The sequence below is a fragment of the Streptomyces altiplanensis genome (genome assembly GCF_053591575.1).
This window is the reverse complement of the sequence record NZ_JBSFUB010000032.1, coordinates 35,627-52,114: the sequence shown is the minus strand read 5'-3', so window position 1 is coordinate 52,114 and position 16,488 is coordinate 35,627. Positions and strand designations below refer to the sequence as shown.

Below are 16,488 nucleotides of genomic sequence, written 5' to 3'. Positions count from 1 at the left end.
GGAGATCTTGCCGCCGGGAGGGTACGCAAACCATGGAAGGTGTGGTTCCGCGGCAACGTGCCGTGTCCGGCCGGATTCCGCTCGCCGTCGCTGTGGTGGACGGCGACGGCCTCGTCTCGCACTGGAGTTCCGGCGCGCAGCGGCTCTTCGGCCCCCGCAGGGAGGAGGCCGTGGGCGCCCCCGCCGCCGACCTGCTGCCCGTCTTCGGGGCCCTGACCACTTCCTACGAGTACGACGGCTTGGTCCCGGGGCCCGGCAGGCCGCCCGGTGGCGGTTTCGCCGGCCACCTCACGTCCGGGCGTGCCAAGTGCGCCCGGACGGGCGGCGGCTCCCACCGGGATGCCGGTTCCGGTTCTCTGGACGTGCTGTGGTGGGCGTACCCGCTGGCCGTGCCGGGGCCCGAGCGGCTGCTGGTACTGGCCGCCGACGCCTCCCGGCTGGGCGGCGACGGGGATCCGCACGAGCGTGTCGTCCCCGGTTTCGCGCTGCACACCGAATTCCCGGGGGCGGACCGGCTCGCCGACCGGCTGCCCGACATCCTCCCCCAGATGGGTCCGGCCACGGCCGGCCGGATCGTGTCGCAGATGCTCGAACTGGGTTACCCGGTACTGGAGATCAGCACGCACCAGCGGGTCCCGGTCACACCCGACTGGGGCGTACCGAAGCACCGTGAGCGCCGGGCACGCACCGCCACGGCGGGCGGCGGCCCCACAGCCCCCGAAAGGCCGCCCACGGCTACGGTCCCGGACCAGGACACCGGCCCGGACCAGGATCTCGGCCCGGACCAGGACCTCGAATACGCCGCGGTGCGCGAGCGGCTGGAGTTCCTCAACGAGGTGAGCGGGCGCATCGGCAGCTCGCTCGACCTGGCCCGCACGATCCGTGAGGTCACCAGCGCCGCCGTACCCCGCTTCGCGGACTTCGCGGGCACCCACCTGCGGGTGCAGGTCCTCGACGGCGAGGAGTTCCCGGACGGACCGCCGGACGTGACCACCGACTGGCGCCGGGTGTGGGTGGAGCACAACGACGAGCCGGGCCGCTGGGACGACACCGTCCCCGTCGGGGAGGAGCTGACCTTTCCCGAGGACACCCCGTTCTTCCAGTGCATGGTGACGGGGGAGCCCGTGCTCCTCCCGCACATCGGGAACGACCTGAGCGAACGCATCTCCGCCCGGTTCGAGAAGCGGGACCTGCGCCCCCTGATCGCCGGCCGGTCCCTGCTGGTCGTACCGCTCGTGGCGCGCACGGTGGTGCTCGGCTTCATGGTGCTGATGCGCCGCCCGGGCCGCGAGCCGTTCACCGACATGGACCGCAGGACCGGCGCCGAGCTCGCCGCCCGGGCCGGACTCGTCCTGGACAACGCCCGCATGTACACCTACCAGCAGCAGGTCGCCGAGACGCTGCAGGAGAGCATGCTCCCGAAGGTCGCACCCCGCATGGCCGGCTGCGACCTCGCCACCCGCTACCTGCCGGGCACCGCGCTGGGCCGGGTCGGCGGCGACTGGTTCGACGCCGTCCGGCTTCCCGGTTCCCGTACGGCGCTGGTCGTCGGGGACGTGATGGGGCACGGGCTGAACGCGGCCGCCATGATGGGCCAGCTGCGCACCGCCGTGCACACCATGGCCGCACTGGACATCCCGCCGGCGCGGCTGCTGCGCAACCTCGACGATCTGGCGCACCGGCTCGGCGACCACTACCTCGCCACCTGTCTGTACGCCGTCTACGACCCGGTCGCCGGCGAACTGCTGATCTCCAGCGCCGGGCATCTGCCTCCCGTGCTCGTACGGGCCGAGACCGGCCGCTCGGAGCTGATCGACGTGCCCGGCGGCGCGCTGATCGGCCTCGGAGGTGTGGCGTTCGGCACCGCACGGGTGCCTGTGTCACCGGGCGACCGGCTGGTGCTGTGCACGGACGGGCTGGTCGAGGAGCGCGGCGAGGACATCGGAACCGGCCTGGCGGCGCTGTGCGAGTCGGCGGCGCACCCGGCCGCCTCCATGGACGCGGCGTGCGACACGATCATCCGGACGCTGGCCGTGTCGACGGCCGGGGAGTCCGGCGGGCGCAAGGACGACATCGCGCTGCTGATGGCCCGGCTGAACGGCATGCCGCCCGAGGACATGGCGGCGTGGCAGCTGGAGCCCACGACGGCCGACGTGCGCCGGGCCCGGCGGCTGGTGGACGGTCAACTGGCCCGCTGGGGGCTGCCGGAGCTGGCCGACACCACCCGGCTGCTGGTGAGCGAGGTCGTCACCAACGCGGTACGGCACGCGGGCGGGCGGCCCGTGGAGCTGCGTCTGGTGCGCGCGGACACCCTGCTGTGCGAGGTGTCGGACGCGGACCACACGCTGCCCGTGCTGCGGGAGGCGGGGCCGGAGGAGGAGTGCGGGCGCGGCCTCCGGCTGGTGAGCCGGCTCGCCCACCGGTGGGGAGCGAGCCACTCCGGGGCGGGCAAGGTGGTCTGGTTCGAGCAGGAACTGCCGCCGGGAGCGCGCTCCGGGACGGGAAGCGGATGACGTCCGGCCAGGGGGTCCGGACGGTGCTGCCGGGGTAGGAACCGGGCGGCGAAGGGCAGCAGGGCCGGGTGACACCACCGTGCCCTCCGCTTCGCCGTCCGTCCGTCCCTCCGCACCGGGAGCATCCGATGACCCTGACCGGCCGTTACGTACACGCATGGGAAAGCTACTGGGGCGACACCCCGGACGCGCCCGGCGAAGCGATCTGGGACAGCGATCCGTCGCTGACCGCAGCACCCCACCTGGAACTGTTCGCGCCGCACGCCGACCCGGCGTTGCCCGTGGTCGACCTCGGATGCGGGAACGGTACGCAGACCCGCTACCTGGCACGCCACTTCCCCCGCGCCGTGGGCATAGACGTCTCCCACGCGGGGATAGCCCACGCGCGACGGGCGGACCCCGCGGGCACGGCCGAGTTCAGACAGCTCAACGCCACCGACACGGCGGCCGTGCGGGAGCTGCACCAGCGGCTCGGTGACAGCAACGTCTACCTGCGGGCCGTCATCCACCAGAGCGATCCGCCGGACCGGCCACTGATCGCGGCGGCGGTCGCGGAGCTGGTGGGGGAGCGGGGACGTGCCTTCGTGGCGGAGCTGACCGCCGAGGCGAAGACCGTGCTGCGGGAGCTCATGCGGGAGCCGGGCGGACCGCCGCCGAAGCTGGCGCGGGTCTTCGCACACGGGCTGAAACCGGCCGGGTCCGAGGACCGCGAAGTACCGGACCTCCTGCGGGCGTCGGGGCTCACCGTCCTGGCGGCCGGCCGTACCGCCCTCGCCCAGACGGAGTTCCGGGCGGACGGCACCCGCATAGACCTGCCCGCGCAGTGGCTGATAGTGGGCCGCACCGGCTGAGCCGTCGTCACGCCGTCGAAAATGCTTGGCGCGGTTCCGGGGGGCCGGGCTAAGGTGTGACCGTTCCTCGCGGTGGCCGGTGGCCGCCGTATGCCAGTGGTGTGTGATCCGGGAGGTGTGACCGATGGCTGTCTCTTCGACGGGCGCTGCCCTCATCCAGAAGTTCATCAATTCCACTCCCGTGGCCACCGGCTGACCTTCCTCTCTTCCCGCGCCTGTGTGCGCGTGCCGGGGCCGCCCTTGTGAAGGGTCACCCCTTGTCTTCGTCCTCCTCTTTCGCCTCGTCGTCCGAGGTTTCTTCTCCGTCGCACCCACTCGCCCGCTACGGCTGGGACGAGGGGTGGGAGGCGGAGTTCGCCCCGTACGCCGCGCAGGGCCTGCTGCCCGGCCGTGTCGTACGGGTCGACCGCGGCCAGTGCGACGTCCTCACCGCCGACGGCGTCGTCCGCGGCGACACCACCTATGTGACTCCGCACGATCCGCTGCGGGTCGTCTGCACCGGTGACTGGGCCGCCGTCGACCCCGCCGGCGACCCCCAGTTCGTACGGGCGTACCTGCCGCGCCGCACCGCGTTCGTACGGTCCACCTCGTCCACCCGGTCCGAGGGGCAGATCCTCGCGGCCAACGTCGACCACGCGATCATCGCGGTCTCGCTCGCCGTCGAGCTCGACCTCGGGCGGATCGAGCGCTTCCTGGCCCTGGCCTGGGAGTCGGGCGCCCAGCCGCTGGTGGTCCTCACCAAGTCCGACCTGGTGCCGGACGCCACCGGTCTCTCGTACCTCGTCGAGGACGTGGAGACCACCGCGCCCGGCGTGCAGGTGCTGCCCGTCAGCTCCGCCACGGGCGACGGCATCGACGTGCTCACCGCCGTCGTTTCGGGCGGTACGAGCGTGCTGCTCGGGGTGTCCGGCGCGGGAAAGTCGACGCTGGCCAACGCACTGCTCGGTGCCGACGTCATGGAGGTCCAGGCCATCCGTGACGTCGACGGCAAGGGCCGGCACACCACCACCACCCGCAACCTCCTCGCCCTGCCCGGCGGGGGAGTCCTCATCGACACGCCCGGTCTGCGCGGCGTGGGGCTGTGGGACGCCGAGGCGGGTGTCGGGCAGGTCTTCTCCGAGATCGAGGAGCTGGCGGCACAGTGCCGGTTCCACGACTGCGCGCACGAGTCGGAGCCGGGCTGCGCCGTGCTGGCCGCGCTGGAGGAGGGCGCACTGCCGGAGCGCCGGCTGGAGAGCTACCGCAAGCTGCTGCGGGAGAACCGGCGCATCGTCGCCAAGACCGACGCGAGGCTGCGCGCGGAGATCGGGCGCGAGTGGCGGCTGAAGACCGCGCAGGGGCGGGCCGGCATGGAAGCCAAGCGGGGCGGCGGCGGCAGGCGGCGGTAGGGGCGGCGCCGGGGGCCGGGGCTCCGGGGTCTGCGGGTCTGCCCCGGCCCCCGGCTCCCGGCTCCCGGGGCGGGAGTGACCGTGCCGCTCGCGGCCACTCCCGGCCCGCCCGGGGCCGTGTCCGAATTCCGCCAGCCGGCCCTGCGGGGCCGGCGCACACTGGATGGCGTGAGGGACGAAGAGAGCAAGTACGAGGCGGTGACCAGCCGCGACGCGCGTTTCGACGGGGAGTTCTTCTTCGCCGTCGTGACCACCGGCATCTACTGCCGGCCGAGCTGCCCCGCCGTCACCCCCAAGCGCAAGAACGTGCGCTTCTACCCGACCGCGGCCGCCGCCCAGAGCAATGGCTTCCGGGCCTGCCGCCGCTGCCGCCCCGACGCCGTACCGGGCTCCGCCGACTGGAACGCGCGCGCCGACGTCGTCGGCCGCGCCATGCGGATGATCGGCGACGGGATCGTGGACCGCGAAGGCGTGCCCGGCCTCGCGGGCCGGCTCGGCTACAGCACCCGGCAGGTCCAGCGGCAGCTGACCGGCGAACTGGGCGCCGGGCCCGTCGCGCTCGCTCGCGCGCAACGCGCGCACACCGCCCGGGTGCTCCTCCAGACCACCGGGCTGCCCGTCACGGAGATCGCGTTCGCCTCCGGCTTCGCGAGCGTGCGGCAGTTCAACGACACGATCCGCCAGATCTACGCCCGCACCCCCAGCCTCCTGCGCGCGGAGTCCGGAACCGGGACCGCGGGCTCCTCCGGCGCGGGCCCCGCCCTCGCCGCCGGGATTCCGCTGCGGCTGGCCTACCGCGGGACGTACGCCGCCGGAGAGGTCTTCGACCTGCTCGCCGGCGAGGCGGTTCCCCGCGTCGAGGAGATGCTCGGCGAGCCCGGTGCCCGCACCTACCGGCGCACCCTGCGCCTGCCGTACGGAACGGGCATCGCCGCCGTCGACGAGGCGCCGCACAGCGGCTGGCTCGAGGCCCGGATCCACCTCACCGACCTGCGCGACCTCACCACCGCCGTCCAGCGGCTGCGCAGGCTCTTCGACCTGGACGCCGACCCGTACGCCGTCGACGAGCGGCTCGCCGCCGACCCGGCGCTGGCGCCGCTGGTCGCCGCCCGCCCCGGACTGCGCTCGCCGGGTGCGGCGGACCCCGACGAGTTCGCGCTGCGGGCGCTGGTGGGCCGGGAGGCCGCGGCCGGGCTCGTCGAGGCGTACGGGAAGGTCCTGGACCAGCCGTGCGGCGCGCTGACCCACGTCTTCCCCGAGCCGGCCGCCCTCGCCGGGGCCGAGGACCCGGCGCTGCGGGGGCTGGCGACCGCGCTCGCCGACGGCGTCGTACGCCTCGGCCCGGGAGCGGACCGCGACGAAGCGGAGCGGGCACTGCGCGCCCTGCCCGGTGTCGGCGCGCGGACGGCCGCGCTGATCCGGATGAGGGCGCTCGGCGATCCCGATGTGGCGCCGGAGGGCGAGGGCTTCCCCTCCGGGACGGAGTCCGACGCGTGGCGGCCCTGGCGGTCGTACGCGGTACGGCACCTCTGGACGGCGTAACGCCCCGGCACGCGTCCGGCGCCGTGCGGGCCCCGGCCGCGGTGGCTCCTCCCCGACCGCACGCGCGACGGAACGCGCCGCCGGTGCGGCTCGGACGACTGCGGCAGCCGCGACCGGGTGCGCCGCCACTACGCCCGTACGCACGCCTCGGGCGGGACGAGCCGTACCGGGCCCGGGAGCTGGGCTCCGCCCGCCCGGCCGGCGGCGACGCCGCTCACGCGCCGTCCTCAGCTGCCCTGGCCTTGCGGAAAGTCCGGCGCAGGTCGTCGACCCAGGCGTCGGGGGCTTCCCAGGGGATGAAGTGGCCGCCTCCGTCGTGGGCGGTGAGGTTGACGTGGTGGTACCAGTCGGCGCGGTCCCCGGCGAGCCAGTGCTCGACGCGCTGCGCGGTGGTGACGCCGGGCGGGTTCTCGTAGCCGACGAAGGTGATGCCGGTGGGGGCTTCGACGGCGGGGGTGCGGGGGTGGGCGGGGGTCCAGGGGTAGCGGTTGGCGTTGGCGTAGTAGCGCATCGAGGTGCCGATGGTGTTGGTGGCCCAGAAGATCGTGGCGTGGGTGAGGAGGTCGTCCTTGGTGAAGACGGTCTCGATGTCGCCGTGGTTGTCGCTCCAGTTGACCCACCGCTCCAGGAGCCAGGCGAGCAGGCCGACGGGGGAGTCGCTCAGGCCGTGGGCGAGCGTGCTGGGGGCGATGACGTGGGCGGCCAGGTGGACGGCGAAGCGGCGGTCGAGGGCGACGACGCGGGCGTGGACGTCGTCGGGCAGACCGTCCGGGATGGGCCGGCCGCCGCTGAAGTCCCAGGCGCGGTCGCCGTTGAAGAAGGTGAGCTTCTGGCCGGAGCCGATGTGGATGCCGTGGAGTTCGTCCGCGTACTTGTGGCCGAGCTGACCGGTGACCAGGGCGCCGATGTCGCAGCCGCCGGCGGCGTACCGAGGGTGACCGAGGGTGTCGGTCATGAGGGTGTGCCAGAGGTCGGCGACCTTCCAGAAGTTCATGTCCGGGTGGTCGGGCAGCGGGGAGGAGAAGCCGAAACCGGGCAGGGAGGGGACGATGACGTCGAAGGCGTCGGCGGGATCGCCCCCGAAGGCGGCGGGGTCGGCGAGGGGGTCGACGACCTTGGACCAGTGCCAGAAGGTCCAGGGCCAGCCGTGGGTGAGGATGAGCGGGACCGGGGCGGGGCCGGTTCCGGGCCTGCGCATGAAGTGGACCGGTACGCCGTTCACGCGCACCTGGTAGTGCTGGTAGGCGTTGATGGCGGCTTCGGCCTTGCGCCAGTCGTACTGGTGGAGCCAGTAATCGGCCAGTTCCTGGAGGTACGAGCGGCCGACGCCGTAGGACCAGTCGCTGTTTCCGGCGTCGTCGGGCCGGCGGGTGAGTTCCAGGCGCCTCCTGAGGTCGTCCAGTACGGCGTCGGGCACATGGACGGGCGTCGGGTCCAGCGGGAAGCGCGGCGTGTCTGTCACGGTGGATTCCTTCCGGTACGGCAGGGGCGGCACCGCCGGACGTCAGGGCCGGTCATCCATGAGCGCGGCCATGCGGGCCAGCGCGGGAAGGGCGGCGGCGATGGCGTGCCGTTCCTCGGGGGTGAGGCGATCTGCCAGCTGGGAGAAGCGGCGGACCCGTTCCCGGCGGCGGCCGTGGATGACCTCAGCGCCGGCGTCCGTCACCCGGACCAGAACGGCGCGGCGGTCGTCCGGGTCGGGACGGCGTTCCACCAGTCCCTCGCGCTCCAGGCGGGTGACGAGCTGGGTGACGGCCGGCTGGGTGATCTGCTCGGTCGCTGTCAGTGCGGTCAGCCGCATGGGGCCTTCGCGGGTCAGGGTGTGCAGGACGGACAGCGTGGTGAAACTGTGCTTGTCGCGGGCCGGGAGCCGGATGTTGCTGCGGGTGAACTCCTCTACGACCGAGTTGAGTTCGGCGGCGTCGAAGTCCGGGCTGCGGTGTCCTGCCATGAGCCCGAATGTATCAAGGAATTATCTAAACTGCTTATGCAATTCATGACCGGGCGGGCGGTTCCCGGCCCGGACCCCGGCTGTGGGTCTTCTGTGGGGGGCTCCGGATCGGCTCCTCGCCGAAGTGCGGCCCGGCCCGGCCAGTGCGGCCCGGCCGGTGCGGCCCGGCCCGGCCGCAGCTCGGCCTCGCCCCGGATGCCCACCCCGCGCACCGTCCACGGCTTCAGGTCCGCGATGTCGTCGACCGCCAGTGCGGCCTTCGGGTCCGCCTGGAGGCCGCGCCGTAGGTGTGCGCGCCCGGCACCGCTGCGTGCGGTCATGGCGCCGGCCCGCACGTCTGCCGTGTCCCGCCCACCGGCACATCGGCACAACGGCTCAGGACTTCGGACGGCCGGGCTCCGGGCCGGGCCCGGGGCCGGACCTCGGGCCGGCCTCCGGCCGGAAGCTCTTCAGCCCCAGAGCACCGCGCCCACCCAGGCACCGACCACCAGCAGGGACGTGAACAGTTCCACGAGCACCGGGTATCCGACGGCGCGCATGACCATACGGGTCGAGGCCCAGCCGCCGCCGTGACTGCCGAGCCGCGCCCGCTCCACCCCGTAGATCCCTCCGACGAACCCCACGACCCCGCCCACCACCGGCAGCAGGAAGAACCCGGCGATCCCGGCGATCCCGCCCACCACGAGCGTCCGCGGCGGAGCGCCCGACTCCTGGCGGCGGCGGGCGGGGAGCAGGGGTTTGAGCGCCTGGTTGAGCAGGAGCAACGCGGTCGCGCCGATCAGTACGCCCCAGGCGAGCGCGGTCTTCTCGTCCAGCGCCCACCACAGCACGGCCGCCCAGACGATCGCCTGCCCCGGCACGCCCGGCGCCAGGACGCCCAGCAGACCGAGCAGCATGACGAGGCCGACCAGAAGGAGCTGCCACACGCCCATCTGTCCAGAGTGCGGGACCCGGGCCGTCTTCGCAGGCCGGAGAGCCCGCCCGGGAGGACGCCCCCGCCAACCGGTCAGTGCCTGGCCACCCAGCCCCGTTCGTACGCATGCCAGCCGAGCTGCAGTCTGGTCGTCACGCCCGCCAGTTCCATCAGCCCCTTCACCCGGCGCTGCACCGTCCGCAGGCCCAGCTCCAGCTGTTTGGCGACGCTCGCGTCCGTCATCCCGGCGAGCAGCAGCGACAGCACCTGGAGATCCGTGGCATCGGGGCCCGGCGGCCCCTGCTCCGACACCACCCCGTCCATCCCGAGCCGCAGCGGCAGGGCCTCCCGCCACACCGCCTCGAAGAGCCCGGTCAGGGACTCCAGCAGCCCGCTCGCGTGCACGACCAGAGCCGCGGGTTCCGCGCCGCGCCCCGTCAGCGGCACCATCGCGATGGTGCGGTCCGCGACGACCAGCTTGGTCGGCACCTCCTCCACCACCCGGACCTGCTCCTCGCGCCCCAGTGCCGCCGACACCTCGGTGATCCCGGTGGGCAGCGCGAGCACCGCGCGCTCGATCACCACCCGGTACGTCACGCCGCGGGTCGCCGCCCGCTCCTCCGCCTCGTTGTCCGTACCGGTGATCGCGATCGGATTCCCGGTCACCAGCGCGCACACCTCCTCGGCCGCGCCGAGCTGGAGCTGTACGAAGCGGTGCGCCACAGCGCTGGCCCCGGTCACCACCTCGACCAGATCGTGCACCGCGGGCTCGGCCGCCTCCGCCCGGTACTCCTCCGCGAGCAGCGCCGCCGTCAGCTCCGCCTGCTCCAGCTCGTGCCGCTGCTGGGTGAGCAGCGCGCCCAGCGCGACCCCGGGCGGCGCCGCCACCCAGCGCCCCGTACGGGCCGACGACTGGGCGGCGAGCCCCTGGTGCTCCAGGCGGCGCAGCGCGCGCTCCGTGTCCGCCTCGGGAAGCGTCAGCCGGTGCGCGAGGTCGGGGACCTCCGCGGCGCCGAGCGCGACGAGCGCGCGGTACGTCGACTCCTGTGCCTCATCCAGACCAATGGCTCCCAGCACCTCTCCGCACCCCTCCCCGGACGCTTCGATTCCGCACCGCCTCCCCGATCTTGCCCACTGGCTCGTGGCGGGAAGCGGCCACGGCGTAAACCCGCCGCACGCATCATCCCCCCATCTCCTGCCGCTCTGCCAATGTGGCGCCACCGCAGCACCAACAGCCTCCGGCAACAACGCTTTTATGCCGGATTCACCAGAGGAGGGCGATGCGCCCGATATCGCGTACGGCACTGGGGGCGGCGGCCGCCGCCGTCCTCGCCGTCACCGTGGTCGCGCCGTCCGTGGCCCGGCCACAGGGCGACGTGGCGGGGAAGAGACCGCTGACCGGCAGCGCGGCCGCGGGAAAGGCCGCGGGGGAGAAGGGCGGCAGGCCGGTCACGGTCACCCTCGTCACCGGCGACGAGGCGCTGGTGAGCAGGGACGGCTCGGGGCCGCTGACTGCACCGACCCGATGAGCGTCGGCGCCGAGCAACTCGCGCGGAGCAAAGGCACGTTGTTCGTCGTAGCGGCGGGCAACACCGGCCCGTCCCTGAGCACCGTCTCCTTGCCCGGCTACACGTCCGGCGCGCTCACCGCCGTGAAGCTGTCGTACTCGTACGACGACGGTGAGACCTGGACCGACGCCAAGGCGGCCGAGCGGTCGGGCCGTTGGACGGCGACCGTGAACCACGCGGGCGCGTCGGGCAAGCCGGTCACGCTGAAGACCGAACTGACGGACGCGAAGGGGAATTCCGTCACCCAGGTCGTGGCGCGCGCCTACGACGTGCGTTGGCCGCGCGTCTGCCGGAAGCCGTCCGCCGGGCGTCCTTCCCGTGGGGGGAGGGGACGCCCGGCGGACTTCTTTTTCCGGCTGCCCCGTTTTCGTACGGCCCGAGCGGTGGACAATAAGGGACATGAGCCAGCAGGGGGAGAGGCGCACCACCGACGAGGACCAGTGGTGGAGCCGGCTGTACGGCGACGAGACCGCCCCGGACACGGGCCCCGCGCCCACGGGCGACACCCTGGACGACCGTTTCGACTCCGCTGCGGGCACGGTGGCGCCCCCGCCCCCGCCCGCGCCACCGCCGCAGTCGCAGTCGCTCCCGGCCCCGCGCCTTCCGGAGCTGCCGCCTTCGTGGAGGCCGGGGCCGGCTCCCGCGGCGGACGACCGCCCCCCGCTCCCGCCGGCTCCACCGGCGCGGGAACCCGAACCGGCCCCGGCGGCAGAACAGCCGCTTCTGCCGGCACCGCCCCCGGGCCCGCCCGAGGTACGACAGCCGGAATCGCGGCCGGAACCGGCGCAGCCACCCGCTCCACCGGCAGCCGTACCGGAACCACCACCACCGGCGCCGCCCGCTCCCGCCCGCCCGTCCGGGCCTCCCGCCACGGTTCGCCGGCGTGCCCCCTGGGAGCCGCCCGACGCACCCCGGGTACCGCATGCCCCACGGAAGCCGGACCGGCCGCGGTCCGCGAACGTCGCTCCGCCGGACGACCGGCGGCCCGGGCCCCCCACGTCTCCGGAGGCCGGGCCGCGGCCTGCGGCCCCGTACGCGGGAGGGCCGCCAGAGACCGCCGGGACCGGCAGCGGGGGAGACCAGGGCCGCCCCCGTGCCGGCTTCGTCGGGGACCGGCCGCCCACCTACGACGCCGACCCCACCGCCCTGCCCGCCGCGGACCCGCGCACACTCGACACCCTGGTCGCGGACACCGTGCTCGACGGCGCCCGGTACGGCACGTACACCCTGCGCGCCGCCTCCGTCCGCGGCGACTCCGCCCGCTACCGCGGCGAACCCCGCCGCGACGCGCTGCTCACCGCCCGCTTCGGCCACGGCGAGGACGGGCTCGTCCTGGTCGCGGTGGCCGGCGGGGCCCGCGCCACCGAGAGCGCGCACCTGGCCGCCGCCGATGCCTGCCGCCGGATCGGTGAAGCAGTCGGCCGCAGCCACACCCGCCTCGCCGACGACATACGGGCGGCCCGCAGGGGCGACCTCAAGTCCGGCCTGCACCGCCTCACCGACCGCAGCTACGGCAAGCTGCGCGCCCGCGCGTCCGAACTCGGCCTGGAACCCGAGGAGTACACATCGAGCCTGCGCTGCCTCCTCCTCCCCACCGACCCCCGGTGCCGCACCAGGGTCTTCTTCGGGATCGGTGACGGAGGTCTGTTCCGGCTGCGCGGCGGCGCCTGGCAGGACATCGAGCCCTCCGCCCCCGAGCCCGCCGCCGTCACCGGCGGGCCCGTCCTCGGCTTCGGCTCGGCCCCGTCCGAGACCCCCGAGGGCGACCGCCTCACCCTGGACCTCGGCATTGCGACGCCCCCGCCCCCGTACGCCGAAAGCAAGCTCCCGCCCGCCGAGCCCTTCCGCTTCCGGGCCTCGGTGGCCCGCCCGGGCGACACCCTCCTCCTGTGCACCGACGGCCTCGCCGGCCCCCTGCGCGGCGAGCCCGCCCTCGCCGGGGAACTCGCCGAACGCTGGGCACCCGCCGAACCTCCCGGCCTCGCCGAGTACCTCATGGACACCTGCCTGAGGGTGAAGGGGTACGCCGACGACCGGACGGCGGTGGCGGTCTGGGAGGCGTGACGGCGTCATCCGGCCCCCGGCATGTGCCTGCCACCGCCCGGCCGGCACAGGGAACGGACATGAGTGCTATCGCGCGAGCGGGGCATGCATCCCGTGAACCTGTTCGAGAGAAAAGGCCGATCCGGCGTGCGGGTGGGGGCTATGACAGGGCAACAGGCGGGCGGCCGCGGTGCCGCCGCGCGAGGGCCGTCGCAAGCACCGGCGGAGGGAAAGGGGGCACTCATTCATCTGCGGCGCAGACTGCGGCATGCGGATCTCACAGCGGTTCCGGAGGTACGGCGCGCTCTGCGCGACCTGCTGCGGCACCGGGAGGACCACCTGCGGCACCGCGAGGACCACGAAGACCACGAAGACCACCGGGGTGACCGGGACGACCGGTGCGACCGGGACTGCACGGACGTCGCCGAGCTCCTGACCACCGAGCTGGTGACCAACGCCCTGGTCCATACGGAACACGACGCGGAGGTCACGGCCACCGTCGCCGCCTCCCGGCTACGGGTCGAGGTGCGGGACCTCGCCGCCCGTCACCCGCAGCTGCACGTACCGATCGCCGACGACGGTACGCACGGCAGGGGCCTCTTCCTGGTGCAGGCGCTCGCGGACGCGTGGGGCGTAAGGGTGCACGGCGTGGGAAAAGTGGTCTGGTTCGAACTCGACCTGGGCGGCGGGCCGGCGTGACCGCCCGGCCCGCCGCCGCGGTTCAGCCGAATTGCTGTTCGAGGTCCTTGAGCTTGCGCTCGAGGGAGTCGAGCCGCGGCAGGGCCTGGGTGTCGTCCTCGGCGGTGAGGTCGACGGTCGTCACGCCCTCAGCGCCTTTCACGGCCTGAAGGGAGGGCCTTGGTCGAAGCGGCAGCTGTCCGGGCTCTGCTATGGCAGGCTCCGCGACCGCTTGCGGCGGTGCGGAGCCCTGAGCGGGTGCGAGAGGCGGGATCTCGACCTGCCGGCCGCCGCCACGGCCGCGCCAGGCCCTGTGCTGCCGGTTGATGGCCTTCAACTGGGCGCGTTCCAGCTTCTGGTGGTCGCGCCGGCGGATGCGGTTCTGCTCCTTCTCGCGTACGTCCTCGCGTACTTCCTCGACCGCCTCGTCCAGCGTGCGCACGCCCTCCAGGAGCATCAGCGACCACGCGCCGAAGGTCTCCCTGGGTGCCCTCAGCCACCGTACGATCCGGATCTGCGGCAGCGGGCGCGGCACCAGGCCCTGTTCGCGCAGCGCGGCCCTGCGGGTCTGCTTCAGTGCGCGGTCGAACAGCACCGCGGCCGACAGCGACATCCCGGCGAAGAACTGCGGGGCGCCCGCGTGGCCCAGGCCCCGGGGCGCGTGGACCCAGTTGAACCAGGCGGCCGCACCGGCGAACGTCCACACCAGCAGGCGCGAACCGAGGGCCGCGTCACCGTGGCTGGCCTCGCGCACCGCGAGCACCGAGCAGAACATGGCGGCGCCGTCGAGGCCGAAGGGGACGAGGTACTCCCAGCCGCCGGAGAGGTTGAGGTTCTGCCGGCCGAAGCCGACCAGGCCGTGGAAGGAGAGTGCGGCGGCGACCGCCGCGCAGCAGAAGAGCAGCAGGTACGAAGCGATCCCGTAGACCGCCTCCTTGCGCCTGCGCCGTTCCTCGGTACGTTCCCAGGAGTCGTCGGCCGCGGCCTTGCCGCCGGCGCGCTTGCCGCGCGCGAGCACCGCGACCGCCGCCAGGACCCCCGCGAGCATCACGCCACCCGGAAGCAGCCAGTCCAGCGATATGTCGGTCAGTCTCATGCGGTGTCCCTTGCATCGCGGTAGGGCGTTTCGGGCGCCATATTGGCGGAATCGAAGTGCCCCGAAGAGGCTTTCGGTGCAAGAGAACGCCAAGGGGGGGCCCGGGCATGCGAATAGGCGCGATCCGATCGAACCGCCGTGCTGGGACGATGAGTTGCGTTCGATTTATGCCACCCGTCCGGGTGGCGTGCCGTCAGGCGGTGGCGACCGCGGACGCCGCTGTCGCCGCGGCTTCCTCGCTCAGCTTCCGTACGCGCTCGGCGTCGCACGTACGGGGGCACGTCACGCAGGTGTCCTCGGGGCGCAGCGTGTAGAAGAGGCAGCAGCTCGCCCGGTCGCGGGTCGGCAGCGCTTCGCCGTTCGGCCCGGTCAGCTCGCGGAAGCCGGCCGTGCCCGCGTACGGCTTGGTCGTGCCCGGCAGCAGCTCCTCCAGCTCCCGCATGGCGCGCCGCTCGTCCCCGAGCAGGTGCGCGACGTACCAGAGCCCTTCCACGATCTCGTCCGTCGCCATGCCCCACAGCGCGCGCTTCCCGCGCCGCATCCGGGGCCCGAAGCCGTCGAGCACCGGCCCGAGGTGTTCGGCGACGGCGTCCCGCACCTCGGCGCGCAGGGCCTCCTCGTCCGGTACGACGCGGGCGCCGGGCAGGGCGGCGGCCGGGTCGCCCGGCAGACAGGCGAACTCCCGCACGCGTACGGTCATGCGGCCCAGGGACCGGTGGAAGGCGACGTCCTCGACGGGCACGCGGGGCACCCGGCGGTCCAGGAACCACGGCACGGTGACCAGCAGGCAGGCGGGCCAGGCGTACCGGTGCAGACCGAAGCTCGCGACGACGTCGGGGCGGGCCTGCTGTCCGTAGTCGCGCAGGACCTGCGCGTTGTCCCAGGCGAGGAAGGCGTCGAGCGCGTCGCCGCCGGCCGCCAGCTCCGCCGCGCCCACCCAGCCGTTCCCGCGGGGCACCTGCTCGCCGTCGTCCAGTTCGATGACGCGCAGTCCGGAGAAGACCTCCGTGAGGCGGGCGTACGAAACCGCGACAGGGGAAGCGGTGACGTCGGGGGCAAGCGTGGGAACGGTCATGCAGGGGACCACCGAATCGCGATCGTTTGCAGGTAAGCCTTACCTTACCCGATCTTCTCTGTGTTTGAACTGTCACCCCGGCCGCTTATCGTGCATACGGGACACGCACCGGAGGGACCCACATGGAGCAGGCCAGACCGCGCGAGGCCGCGTACGGGCGGATACCTGCCGTCCGCGCCCCGGAGCGGGCCCGCGGCGAACACACGCACAGCGAGCCCCCGGCCCCCCGCCCCGTCCGGCGCCACTCGGTCCGCGGCCAGATTCTCGACGCCCTGCGCACGGCCCTGGTCACCGGCGAGCTGGTCCCCGGCGAGGTCTACTCGGGCCCCGCGCTCGGCGCCCGCTTCGGCGTCTCGGCGACCCCGGTCCGCGAGGCGATGCAGCAGCTGGCGCTGGAGGGCGCGGTGGAGGTCGTACCGAACCGCGGCTTCCGCGTCACGGTCCGCAGCGCGGTGGAACTGGCCGAGCTGGCGGAAGTGCGGTCCCTGATCGAAGTGCCGGTCATGCTCCGCCTGGCCCTCACGGTCCCGGCCGGCCGCTGGTGCGAGCTGCGTCCCCTGGCGGAAGCCACCACGGCGGCGGCGGCGACGGGCAACCGGGCGGCGTACGCCGAATCGGACCGCGCCTTCCACCGCGCGATCCTCTCCCTCTCCGGAAACCACCAGCTGGTCACCGTCGCCGACGACCTCCACCGCCGCTCCCAGTGGCCCCTGCTCACGGGTGACCCCCTGGGACGCCGGGCGGACCTCCTGGCGGACGCCGCGGAACACCTGGCCCTGCTGGACGCCCTGGCGGCGCAGGACCTGACGGTGGTCCAGTCCCTGGTCCGCGAACACTTCGCGGGCGCGGACCGCTGAGGTACGGACCCTT

15 protein-coding genes are annotated in these 16,488 nt (G+C 73.8%); 8 read left to right on the top strand and 7 right to left on the bottom strand.

Annotated elements, in window-relative coordinates; all coding sequences use genetic code 11:
• Window positions 1-32 precede the first annotated feature (32 nt).
• The 4 genes from ACWD0Y_RS16690 to ACWD0Y_RS16675 all read left to right on the top strand — a co-directional run bounded on the left by ACWD0Y_RS16690 (window position 33) and on the right by ACWD0Y_RS16675 (window position 6,294).
• Window positions 33-2,513 carry a SpoIIE family protein phosphatase gene (locus ACWD0Y_RS16690; RefSeq protein WP_450261078.1) on the top strand — a complete coding sequence of 827 codons (2,481 nt, stop codon included), beginning with the start codon at window positions 33-35 and terminating at the stop codon, window positions 2,511-2,513.
• Window positions 2,514-2,641: 128 nt separating this feature from the next.
• Window positions 2,642-3,364, top strand: coding sequence for a class I SAM-dependent methyltransferase (locus tag ACWD0Y_RS16685; RefSeq protein WP_450261077.1), 723 nt, complete (start codon window positions 2,642-2,644; stop codon window positions 3,362-3,364).
• A gap of 257 nt (window positions 3,365-3,621) precedes the next feature.
• Window positions 3,622-4,752, top strand: a complete 1,131-nt coding sequence (gene rsgA / locus ACWD0Y_RS16680) for a ribosome small subunit-dependent GTPase A (RefSeq protein ID WP_450261076.1) — start codon at window positions 3,622-3,624, stop codon at window positions 4,750-4,752.
• A gap of 159 nt (window positions 4,753-4,911) precedes the next feature.
• Window positions 4,912-6,294, top strand: coding sequence for a DNA-3-methyladenine glycosylase 2 family protein (locus ACWD0Y_RS16675; RefSeq protein WP_450261094.1), 1,383 nt, complete (start codon window positions 4,912-4,914; stop codon window positions 6,292-6,294).
• 214 nt (window positions 6,295-6,508) lie between these two features.
• Here the strand turns inward: ACWD0Y_RS16675 and ACWD0Y_RS16670 are convergent, their stop codons facing one another.
• From ACWD0Y_RS16670 to ACWD0Y_RS16655, 4 genes are all read right to left on the bottom strand, one after another.
• Window positions 6,509-7,756: an epoxide hydrolase family protein gene (locus ACWD0Y_RS16670; protein WP_450261075.1), complete on the bottom strand. Its 1,248-nt coding sequence runs from the start codon at window positions 7,754-7,756 to the stop codon at window positions 6,509-6,511.
• A 42-nt stretch (window positions 7,757-7,798) separates the two neighbouring features.
• Window positions 7,799-8,245, bottom strand: a complete 447-nt coding sequence (locus tag ACWD0Y_RS16665) for a MarR family winged helix-turn-helix transcriptional regulator (protein WP_450261074.1) — start codon at window positions 8,243-8,245, stop codon at window positions 7,799-7,801.
• A 449-nt stretch (window positions 8,246-8,694) separates the two neighbouring features.
• On the bottom strand, window positions 8,695-9,177 hold the full coding sequence (locus ACWD0Y_RS16660) for a DUF456 domain-containing protein (protein WP_450261073.1): 483 nt from the start codon (window positions 9,175-9,177) through the stop codon (window positions 8,695-8,697).
• Window positions 9,178-9,251: 74 nt separating this feature from the next.
• Complete coding sequence (locus ACWD0Y_RS16655) at window positions 9,252-10,235, bottom strand: helix-turn-helix domain-containing protein (RefSeq protein WP_450261072.1); 984 nt, start codon at window positions 10,233-10,235, stop codon at window positions 9,252-9,254.
• A gap of 203 nt (window positions 10,236-10,438) precedes the next feature.
• On the opposite strand from ACWD0Y_RS16655, the gene ACWD0Y_RS16650 reads away from it, so the two are divergent.
• On the top strand, window positions 10,439-10,687 hold the full coding sequence (locus ACWD0Y_RS16650) for a hypothetical protein (RefSeq protein WP_450261071.1): 249 nt from the start codon (window positions 10,439-10,441) through the stop codon (window positions 10,685-10,687).
• A 97-nt stretch (window positions 10,688-10,784) separates the two neighbouring features.
• Here the strand turns inward: ACWD0Y_RS16650 and ACWD0Y_RS16645 are convergent, their stop codons facing one another.
• A complete protein-coding gene (locus tag ACWD0Y_RS16645; RefSeq protein ID WP_450261070.1) occupies window positions 10,785-10,928 on the bottom strand; it encodes a hypothetical protein in 144 nt (47 codons plus the stop codon).
• 197 nt (window positions 10,929-11,125) lie between these two features.
• On the opposite strand from ACWD0Y_RS16645, the gene ACWD0Y_RS16640 reads away from it, so the two are divergent.
• Together ACWD0Y_RS16640 and ACWD0Y_RS16635 are read left to right on the top strand one after the other, a co-directional pair.
• The gene (locus tag ACWD0Y_RS16640; protein WP_450261069.1) at window positions 11,126-12,790 is read left to right on the top strand and encodes a protein phosphatase 2C domain-containing protein; all 1,665 of its coding nucleotides are present in this window, start codon (window positions 11,126-11,128) and stop codon (window positions 12,788-12,790) included.
• Between the two features lie 141 nt (window positions 12,791-12,931).
• A complete protein-coding gene (locus ACWD0Y_RS16635) occupies window positions 12,932-13,468 on the top strand; it encodes an ATP-binding protein (protein WP_450261068.1) in 537 nt (178 codons plus the stop codon).
• A 22-nt stretch (window positions 13,469-13,490) separates the two neighbouring features.
• Here the strand turns inward: ACWD0Y_RS16635 and ACWD0Y_RS16630 are convergent, their stop codons facing one another.
• Window positions 13,491-14,543 carry a DUF2637 domain-containing protein gene (locus ACWD0Y_RS16630; protein ID WP_450261067.1) on the bottom strand — a complete coding sequence of 351 codons (1,053 nt, stop codon included), beginning with the start codon at window positions 14,541-14,543 and terminating at the stop codon, window positions 13,491-13,493.
• Between the two features lie 193 nt (window positions 14,544-14,736).
• On the bottom strand, window positions 14,737-15,618 hold the full coding sequence (locus ACWD0Y_RS16625) for a (2Fe-2S)-binding protein (RefSeq protein WP_450261066.1): 882 nt from the start codon (window positions 15,616-15,618) through the stop codon (window positions 14,737-14,739).
• Between the two features lie 122 nt (window positions 15,619-15,740).
• Between ACWD0Y_RS16625 and ACWD0Y_RS16620 the strand changes: the two genes are divergently transcribed.
• Window positions 15,741-16,475 carry a GntR family transcriptional regulator gene (locus ACWD0Y_RS16620; protein ID WP_450261065.1) on the top strand — a complete coding sequence of 245 codons (735 nt, stop codon included), beginning with the start codon at window positions 15,741-15,743 and terminating at the stop codon, window positions 16,473-16,475.
• The last annotated feature ends 13 nt before the right edge of the window (window positions 16,476-16,488 follow it).